Origin of the sequence: Mycobacterium sp. DL440, from assembly GCF_011745145.1 — a bacterium.
Lineage (GTDB): Bacteria > Actinomycetota > Actinomycetes > Mycobacteriales > Mycobacteriaceae > Mycobacterium.
Genome location: NZ_CP050191.1, coordinates 3,725,818 through 3,739,964, shown reverse-complemented (window position 1 = coordinate 3,739,964; position 14,147 = coordinate 3,725,818). Strand labels below are relative to the sequence as shown.

The following is a 14,147-nucleotide window of genomic DNA, read 5'->3' as shown; positions in this document are numbered from 1 at the left end:
TTGTCGGCGCAACCATCTACTCTCCTCCTCACAGCAGTTGAGCAGGACAAGAGGGGAAACCTTGATGGACGACGACGAGCTAAGTGCCACATTCGATTTGATCCACGCCGAGATGGACGTGATGCCCCCGACTGAGTGGTCATTGATCGAAGCCCGTCGTGTCCTTGCCACGCTTACCAGCCTTCGCCGATCTCGGAATCCGGTCCTGAATCTGGGATGCGTCTCGTCGCCGCGGCTTCGTCGGCGACTCGGTGCCTGATGGCGGGTGGTGGTCTCCGGCCGGCCTGGCTGACTCCGCATCAGCGGCTTCGTCGACGCCAGCCTCCTGGCCTTGCTGGCCTTCCGTTTGTGCATCCGATTCCGGCGCAGTTTCCACGTCATGGCTTTCTCCTCTGATCTCTTCGAGTGCGTCCCGCATATAGGGGATCGCGTTAGTCGCTGCATATATCGAGTTGATGGCATTCGCCCGGCCGGAGGCGCCGGTCTCGTGGACCAACGTGTTCCGGGTGATGTTCACCGACTTGGCGATCACACGGAAGATCTCCGTGGCCCTGTCGATCGGCGGCGATTCCCGGGTCCGGCCAACGGTGTTGATCAGATCGTCGATTACTCCGCGACTGAGGTCCATAGCTGGAGGTGGTTCAGCCTCGGCGGCAACGGTGGGGCGCTGCATCGGCGTTGGATCACCGCCGGCAAGTACGTCATCGATACTCCGTGGCGCCCATTCGAGCGCGCGTTCTAGATCACGTCGCTTACTTGGGCTCATCGCCGTTGCCCTGCGTGAGGTGACTTCACGGACCTTGGCCGGGCTGGGTCCTCCGCGCTGCTGTATCTGCGCCTGTGTTACGTCGAGCTCGTCTATTCGTGCGGACACGAAATCAGCGAGCCGTTCCCACTCTTCTGCGGTCATGGGAACAGTGTTGCGCAACAGGGTGTGACAGGTCTAGCGACAGTTTGACAGGTCTAGCGCTTGGTAGCGGTTCCGACATGTAATGACATGTCTGTCATTCCGCAGGTCAATGGACAGAAATCGACAGATCTAGCGCCAAATGCTTGCTCCTGTCCGAACCTGTCGCTACAGTTAGCGCCATGCCCGATAAAGACAGCGCCAGGCCAATCGGTCCGCAGATTCGAATCCGGGATCTCCGCGAAGCGCACGGACTCAGCGTGAACCAACTCATCGATCGAATCGCCGAAAACGGAGTCGACGGTGTCCACCCCGACACCATCCGAAACGTCGAACTCGGCTACAAGCGGGCCAGCAACCCGCTTATGACCGCCTGGGCCAAGGCGCTCGGACTGTCGTCGCTGAACGTGTGGCAGCCCGAACCGTTGAAGTCGTCACGGGAGCGGGTGGCCTGATGACCGCCGAACTTGTTCAGATCGCAATCCCCGGAACAGACCGCAAGGTCATGGCGGCGCGCGTCAGCGGCCGCGAGATTGTCTCCCTGCGCCATGCCTGCGAGGCGATCGGACTTGCGACGGACTCGCAGCGCCGCAAGCTGAATGCTCGGTCTTGGGCAACCGTCACCCAGGAGGTGTCGGTTGCCGAGGACGGCAAGCCGCGCGAAATGACAATGATCGACCGCCGCACCTTCACGATGTGGCTCGGCGGAATCGACGAGAATCGGGTCTCGTCCGACGCGCGCCCCGTGCTGATCGCCTTCCAAGCCGAAGCCGCCGACGCGCTCGACGCCTATTTCAACGAGGGCGGCGCGATCAACCCGCGCGCCACCGAGGACCAGCTCGACCGACTCACCCGGCAAGCTCGCGGCCAAATCGAGGTCCTGCAACTCGCCAAGGGTCTGATCGACCCGAAGCACCTGGAGTCCAAGGCGCGAATCGTCCTGGCCCGCGCCCTCGGTGAAGCTCCGGAGATTGAGCCGGCCGACGTGCCGCTGTACGTCTCGGACTACCTCGCCAGCAAGGGCCTGCAGCGGTCACTCATCGAGGCGAAGGCGTCCGGGTTCGGCCGGCGTCTCAAGGCCCGGTACATCGTGGAGCACGACCGCGCACCGGAACAGCATCACCAGACGCTCCCGAACGGCACCGTCCGCAAGGTGTACGCCTACACCGAGTCTGACCGCCCATTGTTCGACTCGGTTTGGGCCAAGCACTACGCCAACGTCGTTGCTGATTCCGCATTGCGACTGGTGCAAGGCGGCGACGCGTGAGGACACTGCATCGCTTTCCGTTGGTTGATCGCACCGGCGAGTTCGACGACTTCCGCCAGGTGGTGGATCAGCCCACCATCTTGGAGCCCCACGACGACCGGACCGACCAGTGTGTGTCGATCCCGGTGCGCTCGGTCCTGTCGGCTGTGTCCGGGCCTGCCGTTGAGATCGGGCCGTTCACGTTGGACTCGTCCGAGGTCGTGAAGCTGCACAACGCACTTGGTGCGCACATCAGGGCATTCCCGTCCGAGTTCCGGGTGAGGCCGGCATGAGCGACAACTGGTTGAACAACTGGCAGTCGACGGCATCCAAGCTCGGTGGTATCAGCCGCGCGAAGGTGTTCGCGCTGTGGGCGTCCGGGGCTCTGGAGTCCAAATTGATCGGGACGCGGCGGTTCTCCACCGATGAGCAGATCGCGACTTTCATTGCGGGTCTGCCGACGTCAACCCCCCGTGAGCTGGCGGAGGTGGGCGCCTGATGTCCACGACTGATCTGTCCGCGGCGGTCGACGCGCATGACCGCGCCTTCACTGGGCCTGCGCAGCGCCGCGTGGGTATGTCGCCGGAGCACTGGCCGATGCCACTGACCTACGACGAGGCGATGGCTGAGTTGCAGGCGACGCGTGAGGAGCTGAACGACGTTCTGGCCGAGCACGGGAACTTGGGCCCGCTGCTCAGGACGGCGTGCGAGGCGAACGCGGCCATGTCCCGCGAGTTCGAGCATCTGCTGTCGGATCAGGACCGGATCCGCGACGAGCGGGACGAGCTGGTGGTGCGGGTCGATGAGTTGCGCGACGAGGTCGAGGTGGTCACCGACGAGCGGAATTCGGCGCGCGATGAGGTCGTGCTGCTGAAGGAACAGTTGGCCGCTCGCCCGGTTGAGCCGTACCTGGGCCAGGCGGTGACTCGGTGAGCGATCTGGCCAACATTCTGCGTGGCACAGCCGATTTGATCGACGCGGTCTCGGATGCGATCCGTGAGCAGCGCACAGGGTTCTCGGAGCGGGAGGCGGGCGACTACCTCGACACCGCGGGCATAGATGGTTCGTGCACATGCCCGAATTCCCAGTGCCCCCTCGAAGCTGAGGACATCTGCGACGAAGCCGAAGCGGACGAGGGCCTGTTATCAACGATGTGGGCCGACTACTTCGCCGAGATGCGGCGGCGGTTCCGCCCTGAAGACTCTGCCGCCGTCAGCGCAGCGGCAGACCCGTCACCCGTAACCGCGCCAACGGTGGGTGATGAAGGCCCGGGGGGTGCATCCGACATTCCCCAGTCGGCACCCCCCGGGCAACCAACCTGCGCTCACGGCTTCTATGCCGGCTCTTTTGGCCCGTTCGACTTCAGGTGCGTTCAGTGCCAGGACGAAGCCGCTGCCGAGCTCATTCCCGTGCCTCCGGTGGTTGCGGGTGAATCCCCCACGCCACTAGAGGTGTTCATGGAGCGGTGGTATCAGATCGCCGCTGACGAAGCCCAACCGAACTCGGTGCGAAACGCATACCGGAACTGCGCAAACGAGCTGGATAACTACCTGGGTGGTGTTGAGGAATGACCACTACCAATGAGGCGATTGCAGAGATAACCGACTGGATCGACAGCCACAACACCCCTTTGTGGGCGCAGATCATGAAGGTGTCCGAGGAGGCCGGGGAAGCCGCACAGATATACCTGAATTACAGCGGCATGAATCCGCGTAAAGGTAAGTGCGCGCAGCAATCTGATGTGGTCGATGAACTAGCCGACGTCGCGCTCAGTGCGTTGGTGGCGATACGGATGTTTGGCCGTGTGCCGATGCTTTCGCTGCAGCAGCGCATCCGGTTTGTGCAGCAGCGGATCAACGCAACTCCGGGCGCAGGGGTGCTCGGGAGTTGAATCCCACATCACCAAAAAGTAAGCGGCCCGCGCCCGGTGTGCGCCGGGGCGGGCCACGACACCAGTAACACCCCGCAGAGAGGAAACCCAGTGTCAACCCTGATGTTAGCTCAACCCCGGATCGAGACCCTGTTGGAGTGTGAGGACAGGCCGAAACCGCTGATCCGCGCCACGTTCGGAGACACGGTCATCGTGTCCGCCACCCCGATGGGTGACGACGGGCATTGGATGGTCTCCCCGGCGGGTGAGGCGTACCGGCAGATCGGCCAGCACTATCTGGCGCCGTTCTTCGTCCCCACCCACGCTGAAGCTGCGTACGCGGTGCAGGCGATCGCCGCCTATCACGTTGCGGCGGTGACCCGATGATCTCCATCAAGCGGCTGCTCGCCGCGATGGCCGCCGGGGCGGTCCTGGCAGGCACTGGAACCCTGTGGGCCACTGAGGCGAAGGCCGACCCGGGTGTGGGCTGCGAAACGATCCGGTGGGGTTTCCTCGGCTCGCAACGCCGCACCATCTGCGATACGCCGCGCCTCGCGGACGGTTCATGGATGCGTGCCCGGGTGGTGTGGACACCAGCGGGATGGGTGCGCGGCTACTGCTCGTTCGGCACCTATTACAGCAGCTGCTCGCAGGGCTATTACCGCGAAGAGACGCTGCAGGCCAAGGAGGTCTATCCGGTCAACGACGGCAACGTGTTGCCGGATGAGCCGGGTTGGCTGCCAACGGGATCGGATGTGATCCGGTGACGATGACGGATACGCGTGTAACGCGGGCGATCTCACTGCTGTTGACGGGCGACTCCCGCCTGGTTGAAGAGGCGTGCGAGTTGATGGAGGCGTTGTGCGACGAGCTCCCGGCACCGCACCGGCCCCGTCTGGTGTGGTGCCCGCACGACGCCCGCCAGGCCGCTCGGGCCGCTGCCCAGCATCGCGGTGAGCGTGGCCTGCGCCTCGTATCAGGCGGTGCCGAATGAGCCCGAAAAAGGCGGTCGTGCAACGACTGGATTCCAGTGTCCTGATCATGATCTGGCTTGACGGGTTCAACAGCGGTGTCGCCTCGACGTCGAAATTCCTTCTCGGCTACAGCGACGAGGCGGCCGACCGGCTCGCAGACAAGCTGTGCGGCCACCTGACCGGCGATCCGGCCGCGATGGAGCAGGTGCGCGCTGAGGTCCGCGAACGGCTGCAGGGCGTCGACACCGGGGCGAAGAACCTCACCGTGCACGACGCCAACGGGCCAGTGGTGCCGGGCGGTGACGAATGAGGCGGGGCAGGCACCGCGCCAACAGGTTCAGCCGCCGCGTCGCTGACCTCGGTGCCGTGCAGCCGAGCAGGCACCCCCGCACCGTTCCGCTCGGTGAGGTGTACGGGCGACTGGAGTTCGACGCACGCGTCGCGGCGATCGTTGGCCCGGTCGTCCCCGCCCGGTGGATCGGCGGTGCATGATGGCCGATCCCGTAATCGACGCCGCGCAACGGGCGCTTGGGTTGACCACTGATGGCATGAATCAGGCATCGCGTGGACGGGTGGCTCGGACCGCTGCCCGTGAGGCGTTGAAGCCGATCCGCGAACTGCACCAGGAGCTGTGCACAGGCGCGCTGGACGAAGACGCCGAGGTCGAGCACGGAATGCGCCTGGTCCTCGACGCGCTCGCTCCGCTGGTCTACTCCACCGAGGATCTGATGGGCGGTGCCCGGTGAGCCGCGCGGTGGTCGATCTGGTCCCAGATTCCAACCTGGACAGGGTCGCCGAGATCGCACTCGGGATGGCGGAGAAGATCCGCGACGAGGACCCCGCCCGCCTCTACTCGGAGCTGGTGGCGCTGGCGCAGCAGCATCCGGCGAAAGCCGCGCAGGTGACCATGTGCCTGGCCGCGTGGCTGGACCCTGACACGTCGACCAGCACGCTGTGGGCGCGCGTGGAGTCCATCACGGAGACGCGGGTTGGTCGCCGACTGACGGGCGTCGCGTCATGACCAGCGCACTGTATTGGGCCGCTTGGGTTTTCACCGGTGCCGCGGTCGGAGCCCTGTTCACCGGGCCGGCCGAGCTGCTCGCCGCCACAGCGATTCTGGCGGCTCTCACCTGGCTGGCGTGGGGTTTCCGCGTCCAACCCGAACCAACTTGGAGGACACCCGTGTATCAGCACGAAGCAGACGAGTGGAGGCGCGCCGTCAACGACATGACCGAAACGGACCGCGCCCAGGCCATCGAGGCTCCCCGCGCAGCGGTCGGACTGTGTGGTGACCGGACGGACGCGCTCGACGAAATGAGCCGCTGGTGACCATCGCACCGTTCTGGGCCGAGCACGCCGAACTGGCCGGCCACTACAAAGACCGCGACGAGTGGCTTGAGTTGCGCCGCACCGGCATCGGCTCGTCTGATTGCTCCGCCGTCCTGGGCCTAGGCAAGTACGGATCCGCGTTCTCCGTGTGGGCCGACAAGACCGGCAAGTCCCGGCCGGACGACGAGACCGAGGTGATGATGTGGGGCACCCTGCTGGAGCCGGTCATCCGTGCCGAGCTGGCCCGCCGCCTCAACGTCGAGATCGTCGAATGCCCAACGCTGCGATCACTGGAGCGGCCATGGCAGCTCTACAACCCCGACGGTCTGATCCTGGCGCAGAACGCCCTGGTTGAGATCAAGAACGCGTCTGCCTGGCTCGCTCACGATTGGGAGGACGGCGAGGTCCCGGACCACGCGGAGCTGCAGGTCCAGCACGGCATGGCGGTCACCGGCGCTGACGGCGCGTACGTCGCCGGCCTGGTCGGCGGGAACCGGTTGCGGTGGGAGTACGTGCCACGCGACGACGAACTGATCGCCACGATCAACCAGGCTGAGCAGCACCTTTGGGACACGTACATCGTTCCGGATAAGGCGCCGCCGATCGACGGGTCGGACGCGACGGCCGAGGCGATCGCCGCGCGCTGGCCGCGCCGGTATGACGAGGTCGAGGTGCTCGACGACGAACACCTACCCCAGGTTGAGGCTGCCATCGCCGACTACCGGGCCGCGTTGGACGCCGAGAAGTCAGCCAAGTCGGAGAAGTCGCAGGCCGTCAACGTGCTGGCTGATCTGCTCCAGGGGTCCGATGCGCTGGCCGACGCGTCTGGTCGAAAGCTCGTCGCGCTCCGGCGGGGCATCTTCCGCGAGAAGGCGTTCCGCGACGAAGAGGACGACGCGCCCTGGCTGCACAAGGTCGAGGTGATCGACAAGGACCGCCTCAAGGCCGAGGACCCCGAGTTGTACCGCCGTTTTCAGTCCACATCCATCTACATCCCGAAAGGCAAGTAACCCTCATGGCAAGAGATTTGGCCACCCGTGCCCGCCAGTCCGTCGCGCAGCAGGGCAGCGGTGAAGATGAGTCGCTGCAGCGGCAGATCCAGAAGATGGAGCAGCAGTTTCAGCTGGCCATGCCCCGCGGTGTCGAGGCCACCCAGTTGATCCGGGACGCACTGACCTGCTTGTCGGTGAATCCGAAACTCGCCGAGTGTGAACCCAAGTCGGTGCTCGGGTCGCTGATGACCTGCGCCCAGCTCGGGCTCAGGCCTGGTGTCGGCGCGTTGGGCCAGGCGTACCTGCTGCCGTTCTGGGACTCCAAGACCCGCGGCCAGAAGGCCCAGTTGGTGATCGGCTACCAGGGGTATGTCGAGCTGGCGCACCGCTCCGGCCGCATCGCCTCCATCCATGCACGCACTGTCTACTCGAACGACTACTTCGAGGTCGAATACGGTGCCGCCGAGGACAAGTGGATTCACAGGCCGTGCATCGACGGGCCCCGTGGGAAGCCCGTCCTGTTCTATGCGGTGGGCCGCACCGTCGACGGCGGCTACTCGATGACCGACCCGATGACGGTGGCCGACATGGAGGATTACCGGGACAGGCACGCCACGGCGAAGAACCGTGACGGCAAGGTGTTCGGTCCGTGGGTCGATCACTTCGAGGCGATGGCGCACAAGACGATGGTGCGCAAGCTGATGAAGCTGCTGCCGAAGTCGACGGAGGCGCAGCACGCGATCGCGCAGGACGAGGGTGTGCGCCTGGACTTATCGCCGTCGGCGATCGAGAAGACCCCCGATTACATCGAGGGCGAGGTGGACGAGTCGCCGGCGGAATCGGCTGCGCCGCCCGCTGACTACGAGCAGGTCGTTGACGGCCAGTCGACCGAGGTCCGCATGGCTACGAAGGCGCAGCTCACCCGCCTGGCGCAGATCCAGAAAGCCGAGAAGTACGACTCCGACACCGAGTGGTTCTCCTACCTGGGTGACGCGGCCGGGGTGAAGGCGACGCGCCAGGCGGATGTGACATATGACGAGGCGGTCGCGGTCATTTCGCTGTTCGACGGGCCCGCCGAGTGACCACCGACATCGTGTTCATGGACACCGAAACTCTGGGCCTCGACCTGGATGCCCCGATCTGGGAGTTCGCGGCGATCCGCCGGCGGATGAACGATCCCGACGAACCGTCGATGTTCGGTGACGACCCGTGGATCGAAGAGGAATTACACCTGTTCATCCAGCACGACCCCGACGGCTGGATCGAGCCGTTCGAGGAGCAGGTGCCCGACATGGCCGCCGACTACCGGGAACGGTTCGACGAGGGGAACGCCTTCAGCCGGCAGGGCGCGGCGCATTCCATCGCCTCATTCCTCGGTGGCCGACCGCTCATCGTGGGCGCGGTGCCGAACTTCGACACAGAGCGAATCAGCCGCCAGTTGCTCGCTCCGCGGGGGATTTTGGATCCATGGCATTACCACCTGATTGACGTGGAGAACGTCGTGTTCGGGTACCTGCGATCGGTTCGGCACGAGGACGGCGCGCCACGCGACCAGATCGACCGATTGACGACCCTGCCGTTGTCCTCGGATCTGCTGTCAGCCGCGGTCGGTGTCGATCCCACCAAGTTCCCGCGCCACACCGCGATGGGTGACGTCCGGTGGGTGCGGGCGCAGTGGGACGCGGTGATGGGCGGGGCGAAGTGAGGACCCCGAGCGAGCACTATGCCGCGGCTGATCGGCTGTTGGCCGAGTTGGAGCAGGCCGACCCGCAGGTGGCGCCGAAGCTGCCTCACGTCGCTTTCAAGCTGCGGCTGGCCGAGATCCACGCCCGCCTCGCCCAATCCCCGTGGTGGCCCGGCCTGCTCGACGACGACTACGAGCACCCGGACGGCGACCAGCTCGACATCCTCCGCGCCCGCATCCACGGGCCGCACATCGAAACCCGCACGGCGACAGGAGACATGCTGTGACCCGTTCTCGCGTGAGCGCAAGGGCAGCCGGTTCCCGCACCGAGCGTGCGGTGGCCGACTACCTCGCCCAGGCCCTCGACGATGACCGGATCGACCGCAGGGTGAAGACCGGCGCGAAGGACTGCGGCGACATCGCCAACGTTCGGGCGCACGGCCAGCGCGTCGTGATCGAGGTCAAGGACTGCGCCCGCCCCGATGTTCCCGGCTGGACCCGCGAGGCCCACACCGAAGCCAACAACGACGGCGCACTGGTCGGGGTGGTGGTGGCCAAACGCCGCGGCACCACCAACCCCGGCGAGTACTGGGCCCACATGACCGTCGATGACCTCCTGGCCCTGATCACCGGGCAGAGGCACGGGCATAGGGCGGAGTCGTGCTGATGCTGAATTGGTCGAGCCACGAACACATGATCGGCACCCTCGTGTCGGTCGGCGCCAAGGGTGAGTACAGCGTGCAGCGCGTCGGGCCCGAGTGGATCCTGCAGGGCCGCGGCCACGACGGTCTCACGATGCTGGCGATCCCATTCCAGGGCAAGGCATTCGCCACGCTCGACTCGGCGCAAACCTGGGCCGGCGAGCTGGACCGAGTCAAATCCGTTGAATCCCAAGCAAGTGGAGTGTGACGATGAACGCAACCGAGGACGGCGACGAGCCGATGGGTGAGGCGCCAGCGATCGACACGAAGGCGCCGAAGTTCGCGCCGGTGCACGAGGTCACCTACTACCAGGCGCGCTGCACTACGTGCGGGCACATCTGCGACGACTACGGCGACTTCACTGCCTACGGAGACCCGGGCACCCCAATCGAACAGGTCACCGACGCCGGATGGTTCGCCCGCTACGTGCCGACCGGCCGCACGACCTGCACCGGATACCCGGAAACCGAACTCGCCGAGCTGTTGTGCGAGGAGTGCCAGAAGTGCGAGGTATGCCGAGCCGATCGCGCCTACGAGTCCGATGACCACCTGGTGTGCGCCGACCACGAGGACCACGAGTTCGAGGTGGCATCGTGAGCGGCTTCGACACCCTGGATGCGATCGAGCATGCCGGTGTGACCGGGTTCTTGTCCGAGTGCGACAAGATCCTGGCCACCAAGCAGCTCGCGGAACGGCAAACCCAGGCGCTCAACAAGATCCGTGAACTACATCGGGCGAACGGAGCGGGCGGCTGCGTCTGCTGCCACTGGAACTTTCCGTGCGCCACCATCCGCGCGATCGATGAGGCCGGCGCATGACCGCGGCTGTCGCCGAGCACAGGCCTGCGGTGCAGCCGCGTCGGTTCCGGCACGATTCCCTGGTCGCCGTCGACCTGTTCTCCGGATTCGGAGGACTGACCACCGGGATCAAACGGGCTGGGTTTGAGACGATCATGGCGGCCAACCACAACCGCTACAAGGTCGAGGTCCACGAGGCCAACCACCCGGAGGCCGAGCACTGGATTGCCGACCTGGTCAACAAGGAAGCGTCGGACTACCACTCGGCCCGCGACCTGCCGGCCGCTGATCTGCTGTGCGCTGGGGTGTCCTGCGTCAACCACTCCCAGGCCAACACACAGAAGGCGTACGCGCAGGGCCTGTCGCTGTTCGATCTGGACGACCCTGAGTTCGATGAGCGGGTCACCCGGTCGGAGCGTGACCGCGCCACGGCGAACTGTGTGCTGCACTACGCCGCGCAGCATCACCCGCGGCTGATTCTCATTGAGTGCACCACTGAGCTCAGCTCGTGGGGCCCGGCCCTGCCCGGCAAGGCGAAGGTGGGCGACGGTTCGACCTACCGGTGGTGGCTCCAGCAGTTCGAGTCGCTCGGCTACAAATGCCGTGTCCTGTACTTGAATTCGATGTTCTTCGGGGTGCCTCAGTCCAGGGATCGGCTGTACATCGCGTTCTGGGACGCCAAGATTCCGACACCGGACCTGGATCACCGGCCGCCGTCGTGGTGCAGCCTGTGCGACAAGGTCGTTGAGGCCCGGTGGACGTGGAAGACCGGGGTGCCGCCCACCGGGTCGGTGCGCTACGGCAAGCAGTACGAGTACCGGTGCGAGCGTTGCAGGTGTGTCGTGATCCCGCCGGCGGCGCCTTCGCTGGACTGCCTCGACTTGTCGAACCTGGGCACTCGCATTGGCGACCGGAAGAAGCCTCTGGCCGTGGCCACCATGGCCCGGGCCGAGCGGTGCCGCCAGCGGTTCGCCGAATTCCCCGCGGTGCTCATGCCGGCCAAGGCCCAGCGCGGCGCCGAGAAGCACCCGTGGGAGCCGCTGGCGACGCAGACCAGCCAGCAGGAGACCGCGATCCTGTCCACCGGATCGGTTATTGCCGCGCACCGGCACAACGGCGACGGCAAGCACATCACCCAGCCGATGGACACCGTCACCTCGACGCATGAGAAGGCTGTGCTGCTGGCGGTCAACAACTTCCAGGGCGCGCCGCGCGGTGTGGACGAGGTACTGCCGACGCAGGGCGGTTCGGAGACGCTATCGCTGCTGTCGTCCGGGGTGATCCCGTACCGAAAGAACACCCTGCCCGCCGGCCATGGGGAACCGATGCCAACCGTGACGGCCGAGCAGATCCCTGGTCTACTCACCGCGGCCGGGATGGTCCAGTACAACGAGGGCGTCGACCGGCGGGTGGCCGGAGTCGATCGGCCAATGAAGACGGTCGTCGGAGCGGGTAATCACTTGGGCCTGTTGTTCTCTGGGTGGTTCAAGCAGAACGGCACCTCGCCGGGCCAGTTCCCGGCACCGCACCCGCTGACTGATCCGCTTGGCGCGCAGACCTCGCAGGCCAACACGGGGCTGCTGACCGCGCAGTGGCGCGCGATGCTCGAAGAGATCACGTTGGAGGACTGCTACTTCCGGATGATGGCCGCCCACGAGATCGGCCGCGGCTGCGGATTCGACGTCGACTTCGCCGACTACCAAGGCAGTTTCGTCGTCTGGGGCAGTGCCCGTAACCAGGTCGACGGGTACGGCAACGCGGTCAGCCCACCGGTCGGTGAGTGGATCAGCGCCCGGCTGCGCGCCGCCTTGCACGGCGAGGCAGCCGCATGATCGCCACGACGTTGTCGTTCACCGAACGCTACGACGAGATGCACGCGATTGGGCTTCCGGATTGGCAGATCGCCCAACGCATGGAAGTCACGCTCTCCTCGCTTGAGCGGATGTTGGAGCGATACGACCGGCCGGTTTCGGATCTGTTGCGGGACATGGCCCGAGAAGAACGGAACCCCGATGTCTGAACTCTCGATAGCGGAGCGGGCCGACGCGTTGGCCGCGAGGTTGCAGGCTGGTGCCGCAGCGTCATTCCGCCTGCCCGAACAGGTCCCGGCCAGCCAGCACCCGGTGATCGAACTCGCCGTCCTGCTGGCCGAGCACGCCCGCGCCGCTGAGCAGCAGGACGCCGCAGTCCTGGCCGCGCATCAGGGCCCCTATTTCAACGGGGTCGACATGCGCTGCAAATGCCAGACGGTCGTGGTCGACGGCGACGACTGGGCCCGCCACGTCGCAAGGGTGCGCGCCGGTGCTGACCACTGAAGCCATGTGTTGGTTCCGAACTCGGCGCCGCACCCGTGGATCAATTTGGAGGAGAAAATGAGCACCCCGATTCATGCACAACTCACCGACGCGATGGCGCGGGAACTCTACCGGCGGCTGTACCCAGGCCCGATCGGTACCCACGACCACTACCGCACGCCGGAATCCGATCTCGCCGAGAATGATCGGGCGTACCAAGCGTGGGACGAGGGGCGACAGGGATACGCGCCGAGGCTCATCTGCACAGAGGTCGCCGAGCACGTCGCCAGTGTTCTCATGGCGCTCCCCAACATCGCAGTCGTGGAACTGCCGAAGTCGCCGTCCGAGTACTGGGGGCCGAACCACAATCCCCAGTGGAATCACTACCCGTTCACCCGGGTTGACGGCGATGAGATCGAGATCGGCGCGCGGTGCGAGCACGTGTTCCGCACCAACGTGATCGAGGCCCGGGTGTTCGCGGCCGACGTCCTCGCTGCCGCTGACGTTGCGGAGGCCCACCATGGCTGACGTTGCGCAGCGTGCCCGCGAACTACTCGCCGGGATCACGCGGTGGCCGTGGCAGTGGAACGACTACCGGGTGCCCGACCTGATGGGCCGCGCCGGTGATCCGGACATCTACGAATACGACATCGAGGTACTGGAGGCCTCGCATTCCGGCGAGTGCGGGTGCCGGTCATCGTGCGAGCTGGAGCTGACAATCAGCGACGCGGACAAGGCGTTCATCGCTGCCGCACCGCAGCTCGTGGCCGAACTCGCCGACAAGCTCAGCGAGATCCGCCAGATCCTCGCCGACGACGACGCACGCGGCGCCATGCCCGGCTTCATCACGGTCAACAAGATCCGCGAAGCACTGGAGCGTGACCGATGAGGGCTATCACCGTTCGTCAGCCGTGGGCCTGGCAGATCATCCACCAGGGCAAGAACATCGAGAACCGGACCCGCAACATCGCGGGCAAGTACCGGGGCCCAGTCGCGATCCACGCCGGGCTGAAGCCTGACCAGGAGGCGTTGGCCCGGTTGCCGCGCCGCGCACCCGAGTGGGTCACCGCGCGCCGGGTTTTCGACTACGGCGTGATCCTCGGCGTGGTGGACCTCGTCGACGTGCACCAGTCGGCGCCGTTCTGCTGCGGGAGCGACTGGGGAGAGCTGATCTGGGGCGGGCACCACCTCGTGCTGGCCAACCCGCGCCCGATCCCACTGAACGAACAGCCCAAGTGCCGCGGGATGCTCGGCCTCTGGACGCCGCCCGCCGACATCGTCGCGCAGCTCGAGGCGGTGACCCATGGTTGACGTCATCGTGCTCGCGGTCGCGTTGGGCCTCACCCTGTTCGG

General features: G+C 65.7%; 30 protein-coding genes. 29 read left to right on the top strand and 1 reads right to left on the bottom strand.

What is annotated here, in order from left to right:
- Positions 1 to 139 precede the first annotated feature (139 nt).
- Positions 140 to 910 (bottom strand): hypothetical protein, encoded by a 771-nt coding sequence (locus HBE63_RS18130; RefSeq protein ID WP_166905974.1) that lies wholly within the window; start codon positions 908 to 910, stop codon positions 140 to 142.
- Positions 911 to 1,089: 179 nt separating this feature from the next.
- On the opposite strand from HBE63_RS18130, the gene HBE63_RS18125 reads away from it, so the two are divergent.
- From HBE63_RS18125 to HBE63_RS17990, 29 genes are all read left to right on the top strand, one after another.
- Positions 1,090 to 1,362 carry a helix-turn-helix domain-containing protein gene (locus HBE63_RS18125; RefSeq protein ID WP_166905973.1) on the top strand — a complete coding sequence of 91 codons (273 nt, stop codon included), beginning with the start codon at positions 1,090 to 1,092 and terminating at the stop codon, positions 1,360 to 1,362.
- Positions 1,362 to 2,174 carry a phage antirepressor N-terminal domain-containing protein gene (locus tag HBE63_RS18120; protein ID WP_166905972.1) on the top strand — a complete coding sequence of 271 codons (813 nt, stop codon included), beginning with the start codon at positions 1,362 to 1,364 and terminating at the stop codon, positions 2,172 to 2,174. The genes HBE63_RS18125 and HBE63_RS18120 overlap by 1 nt, the downstream gene beginning before the upstream one ends.
- Complete coding sequence (locus HBE63_RS18115) at positions 2,171 to 2,446, top strand: hypothetical protein (protein WP_166905971.1); 276 nt, start codon at positions 2,171 to 2,173, stop codon at positions 2,444 to 2,446. Before HBE63_RS18120 ends, HBE63_RS18115 begins: the two co-directional genes overlap by 4 nt.
- Positions 2,443 to 2,652 (top strand): hypothetical protein, encoded by a 210-nt coding sequence (locus HBE63_RS18110; RefSeq protein WP_371814775.1) that lies wholly within the window; start codon positions 2,443 to 2,445, stop codon positions 2,650 to 2,652. Before HBE63_RS18115 ends, HBE63_RS18110 begins: the two co-directional genes overlap by 4 nt.
- Positions 2,652 to 3,086: a hypothetical protein gene (locus tag HBE63_RS18105; protein WP_166905970.1), complete on the top strand. Its 435-nt coding sequence runs from the start codon at positions 2,652 to 2,654 to the stop codon at positions 3,084 to 3,086. The genes HBE63_RS18110 and HBE63_RS18105 overlap by 1 nt, the downstream gene beginning before the upstream one ends.
- Positions 3,083 to 3,724 (top strand): hypothetical protein, encoded by a 642-nt coding sequence (locus tag HBE63_RS18100; protein ID WP_166905969.1) that lies wholly within the window; start codon positions 3,083 to 3,085, stop codon positions 3,722 to 3,724. Before HBE63_RS18105 ends, HBE63_RS18100 begins: the two co-directional genes overlap by 4 nt.
- Positions 3,721 to 4,044, top strand: a complete 324-nt coding sequence (locus HBE63_RS18095; RefSeq protein ID WP_166905968.1) for a MazG-like family protein — start codon at positions 3,721 to 3,723, stop codon at positions 4,042 to 4,044. The genes HBE63_RS18100 and HBE63_RS18095 overlap by 4 nt, the downstream gene beginning before the upstream one ends.
- Positions 4,045 to 4,146: 102 nt before the next feature.
- The gene (locus HBE63_RS18090) at positions 4,147 to 4,410 is read left to right on the top strand and encodes a hypothetical protein (protein WP_166905967.1); all 264 of its coding nucleotides are present in this window, start codon (positions 4,147 to 4,149) and stop codon (positions 4,408 to 4,410) included.
- Complete coding sequence (locus HBE63_RS18085) at positions 4,407 to 4,790, top strand: hypothetical protein (protein WP_243858130.1); 384 nt, start codon at positions 4,407 to 4,409, stop codon at positions 4,788 to 4,790. Before HBE63_RS18090 ends, HBE63_RS18085 begins: the two co-directional genes overlap by 4 nt.
- Positions 4,791 to 4,792: 2 nt before the next feature.
- Complete coding sequence (locus tag HBE63_RS18080) at positions 4,793 to 5,017, top strand: hypothetical protein (protein ID WP_166905966.1); 225 nt, start codon at positions 4,793 to 4,795, stop codon at positions 5,015 to 5,017.
- On the top strand, positions 5,014 to 5,307 hold the full coding sequence (locus HBE63_RS18075; RefSeq protein ID WP_166905965.1) for a hypothetical protein: 294 nt from the start codon (positions 5,014 to 5,016) through the stop codon (positions 5,305 to 5,307). Before HBE63_RS18080 ends, HBE63_RS18075 begins: the two co-directional genes overlap by 4 nt.
- Positions 5,304 to 5,489: a hypothetical protein gene (locus HBE63_RS31165; RefSeq protein ID WP_208301156.1), complete on the top strand. Its 186-nt coding sequence runs from the start codon at positions 5,304 to 5,306 to the stop codon at positions 5,487 to 5,489. The genes HBE63_RS18075 and HBE63_RS31165 overlap by 4 nt, the downstream gene beginning before the upstream one ends.
- Positions 5,489 to 5,743: a hypothetical protein gene (locus HBE63_RS18070; protein WP_243858128.1), complete on the top strand. Its 255-nt coding sequence runs from the start codon at positions 5,489 to 5,491 to the stop codon at positions 5,741 to 5,743. The genes HBE63_RS31165 and HBE63_RS18070 overlap by 1 nt, the downstream gene beginning before the upstream one ends.
- Positions 5,740 to 6,018: a hypothetical protein gene (locus tag HBE63_RS18065; RefSeq protein WP_166905964.1), complete on the top strand. Its 279-nt coding sequence runs from the start codon at positions 5,740 to 5,742 to the stop codon at positions 6,016 to 6,018. The genes HBE63_RS18070 and HBE63_RS18065 overlap by 4 nt, the downstream gene beginning before the upstream one ends.
- Positions 6,015 to 6,326, top strand: coding sequence for a hypothetical protein (locus HBE63_RS18060; protein ID WP_166902197.1), 312 nt, complete (start codon positions 6,015 to 6,017; stop codon positions 6,324 to 6,326). Before HBE63_RS18065 ends, HBE63_RS18060 begins: the two co-directional genes overlap by 4 nt.
- The gene (locus HBE63_RS18055) at positions 6,323 to 7,336 is read left to right on the top strand and encodes a YqaJ viral recombinase family protein (RefSeq protein WP_166905963.1); all 1,014 of its coding nucleotides are present in this window, start codon (positions 6,323 to 6,325) and stop codon (positions 7,334 to 7,336) included. Before HBE63_RS18060 ends, HBE63_RS18055 begins: the two co-directional genes overlap by 4 nt.
- A 5-nt stretch (positions 7,337 to 7,341) precedes the next feature.
- Positions 7,342 to 8,400, top strand: coding sequence for a recombination protein RecT (gene recT / locus HBE63_RS18050; RefSeq protein ID WP_166905962.1), 1,059 nt, complete (start codon positions 7,342 to 7,344; stop codon positions 8,398 to 8,400).
- Positions 8,397 to 9,023 (top strand): hypothetical protein, encoded by a 627-nt coding sequence (locus HBE63_RS18045; RefSeq protein WP_243858127.1) that lies wholly within the window; start codon positions 8,397 to 8,399, stop codon positions 9,021 to 9,023. Before recT ends, HBE63_RS18045 begins: the two co-directional genes overlap by 4 nt.
- Complete coding sequence (locus HBE63_RS18040; protein WP_166902195.1) at positions 9,020 to 9,289, top strand: hypothetical protein; 270 nt, start codon at positions 9,020 to 9,022, stop codon at positions 9,287 to 9,289. The genes HBE63_RS18045 and HBE63_RS18040 overlap by 4 nt, the downstream gene beginning before the upstream one ends.
- Positions 9,286 to 9,669 carry a hypothetical protein gene (locus HBE63_RS18035; protein WP_166905961.1) on the top strand — a complete coding sequence of 128 codons (384 nt, stop codon included), beginning with the start codon at positions 9,286 to 9,288 and terminating at the stop codon, positions 9,667 to 9,669. The genes HBE63_RS18040 and HBE63_RS18035 overlap by 4 nt, the downstream gene beginning before the upstream one ends.
- Entirely contained in the window at positions 9,669 to 9,911 is a 243-nt protein-coding gene (locus tag HBE63_RS18030) for a hypothetical protein (protein WP_166905960.1), read from the top strand. Before HBE63_RS18035 ends, HBE63_RS18030 begins: the two co-directional genes overlap by 1 nt.
- 2 nt (positions 9,912 to 9,913) lie before the next feature.
- Positions 9,914 to 10,300: a hypothetical protein gene (locus tag HBE63_RS18025; protein WP_166905959.1), complete on the top strand. Its 387-nt coding sequence runs from the start codon at positions 9,914 to 9,916 to the stop codon at positions 10,298 to 10,300.
- On the top strand, positions 10,297 to 10,521 hold the full coding sequence (locus HBE63_RS18020; protein WP_166905958.1) for a hypothetical protein: 225 nt from the start codon (positions 10,297 to 10,299) through the stop codon (positions 10,519 to 10,521). Before HBE63_RS18025 ends, HBE63_RS18020 begins: the two co-directional genes overlap by 4 nt.
- A complete protein-coding gene (locus tag HBE63_RS18015; RefSeq protein WP_166905957.1) occupies positions 10,518 to 12,332 on the top strand; it encodes a DNA cytosine methyltransferase in 1,815 nt (604 codons plus the stop codon). Before HBE63_RS18020 ends, HBE63_RS18015 begins: the two co-directional genes overlap by 4 nt.
- Positions 12,329 to 12,520, top strand: a complete 192-nt coding sequence (locus HBE63_RS18010; protein WP_166905956.1) for a hypothetical protein — start codon at positions 12,329 to 12,331, stop codon at positions 12,518 to 12,520. Before HBE63_RS18015 ends, HBE63_RS18010 begins: the two co-directional genes overlap by 4 nt.
- Positions 12,513 to 12,815: a hypothetical protein gene (locus tag HBE63_RS18005; protein ID WP_166905955.1), complete on the top strand. Its 303-nt coding sequence runs from the start codon at positions 12,513 to 12,515 to the stop codon at positions 12,813 to 12,815. The genes HBE63_RS18010 and HBE63_RS18005 overlap by 8 nt, the downstream gene beginning before the upstream one ends.
- A 57-nt stretch (positions 12,816 to 12,872) precedes the next feature.
- The gene (locus tag HBE63_RS31160) at positions 12,873 to 13,322 is read left to right on the top strand and encodes a hypothetical protein (protein WP_208301155.1); all 450 of its coding nucleotides are present in this window, start codon (positions 12,873 to 12,875) and stop codon (positions 13,320 to 13,322) included.
- A complete protein-coding gene (locus HBE63_RS17995; protein WP_166905954.1) occupies positions 13,315 to 13,683 on the top strand; it encodes a hypothetical protein in 369 nt (122 codons plus the stop codon). Before HBE63_RS31160 ends, HBE63_RS17995 begins: the two co-directional genes overlap by 8 nt.
- Complete coding sequence (locus HBE63_RS17990) at positions 13,680 to 14,105, top strand: ASCH domain-containing protein (protein WP_166905953.1); 426 nt, start codon at positions 13,680 to 13,682, stop codon at positions 14,103 to 14,105. Before HBE63_RS17995 ends, HBE63_RS17990 begins: the two co-directional genes overlap by 4 nt.
- The last annotated feature ends 42 nt before the right edge of the window (positions 14,106 to 14,147 follow it).

Coding starts and splice junctions, on each gene's coding strand:
- HBE63_RS18130 (WP_166905974.1), bottom strand. CDS start 910: ATGACCGCAGAAGAGTGGGAACGGCTCGCTGATTTCGTGTCCGCACGA.
- HBE63_RS18125 (WP_166905973.1), top strand. CDS start 1,090: ATGCCCGATAAAGACAGCGCCAGGCCAATCGGTCCGCAGATTCGAATC.
- HBE63_RS18120 (WP_166905972.1), top strand. CDS start 1,362: ATGACCGCCGAACTTGTTCAGATCGCAATCCCCGGAACAGACCGCAAG.
- HBE63_RS18110 (WP_371814775.1), top strand. CDS start 2,443: ATGAGCGACAACTGGTTGAACAACTGGCAGTCGACGGCATCCAAGCTC.
- HBE63_RS18105 (WP_166905970.1), top strand. CDS start 2,652: ATGTCCACGACTGATCTGTCCGCGGCGGTCGACGCGCATGACCGCGCC.
- HBE63_RS18095 (WP_166905968.1), top strand. CDS start 3,721: ATGACCACTACCAATGAGGCGATTGCAGAGATAACCGACTGGATCGAC.
- HBE63_RS18090 (WP_166905967.1), top strand. CDS start 4,147: ATGTTAGCTCAACCCCGGATCGAGACCCTGTTGGAGTGTGAGGACAGG.
- HBE63_RS18085 (WP_243858130.1), top strand. CDS start 4,407: ATGATCTCCATCAAGCGGCTGCTCGCCGCGATGGCCGCCGGGGCGGTC.
- HBE63_RS18080 (WP_166905966.1), top strand. CDS start 4,793: ATGACGGATACGCGTGTAACGCGGGCGATCTCACTGCTGTTGACGGGC.
- HBE63_RS18075 (WP_166905965.1), top strand. CDS start 5,014: ATGAGCCCGAAAAAGGCGGTCGTGCAACGACTGGATTCCAGTGTCCTG.
- HBE63_RS31165 (WP_208301156.1), top strand. CDS start 5,304: ATGAGGCGGGGCAGGCACCGCGCCAACAGGTTCAGCCGCCGCGTCGCT.
- HBE63_RS18070 (WP_243858128.1), top strand. CDS start 5,489: ATGGCCGATCCCGTAATCGACGCCGCGCAACGGGCGCTTGGGTTGACC.
- HBE63_RS18060 (WP_166902197.1), top strand. CDS start 6,015: ATGACCAGCGCACTGTATTGGGCCGCTTGGGTTTTCACCGGTGCCGCG.
- recT (WP_166905962.1), top strand. CDS start 7,342: ATGGCAAGAGATTTGGCCACCCGTGCCCGCCAGTCCGTCGCGCAGCAG.
- HBE63_RS18030 (WP_166905960.1), top strand. CDS start 9,669: ATGCTGAATTGGTCGAGCCACGAACACATGATCGGCACCCTCGTGTCG.
- HBE63_RS18025 (WP_166905959.1), top strand. CDS start 9,914: ATGAACGCAACCGAGGACGGCGACGAGCCGATGGGTGAGGCGCCAGCG.
- HBE63_RS18015 (WP_166905957.1), top strand. CDS start 10,518: ATGACCGCGGCTGTCGCCGAGCACAGGCCTGCGGTGCAGCCGCGTCGG.
- HBE63_RS18010 (WP_166905956.1), top strand. CDS start 12,329: ATGATCGCCACGACGTTGTCGTTCACCGAACGCTACGACGAGATGCAC.
- HBE63_RS18005 (WP_166905955.1), top strand. CDS start 12,513: ATGTCTGAACTCTCGATAGCGGAGCGGGCCGACGCGTTGGCCGCGAGG.
- HBE63_RS31160 (WP_208301155.1), top strand. CDS start 12,873: ATGAGCACCCCGATTCATGCACAACTCACCGACGCGATGGCGCGGGAA.
- HBE63_RS17995 (WP_166905954.1), top strand. CDS start 13,315: ATGGCTGACGTTGCGCAGCGTGCCCGCGAACTACTCGCCGGGATCACG.
- HBE63_RS17990 (WP_166905953.1), top strand. CDS start 13,680: ATGAGGGCTATCACCGTTCGTCAGCCGTGGGCCTGGCAGATCATCCAC.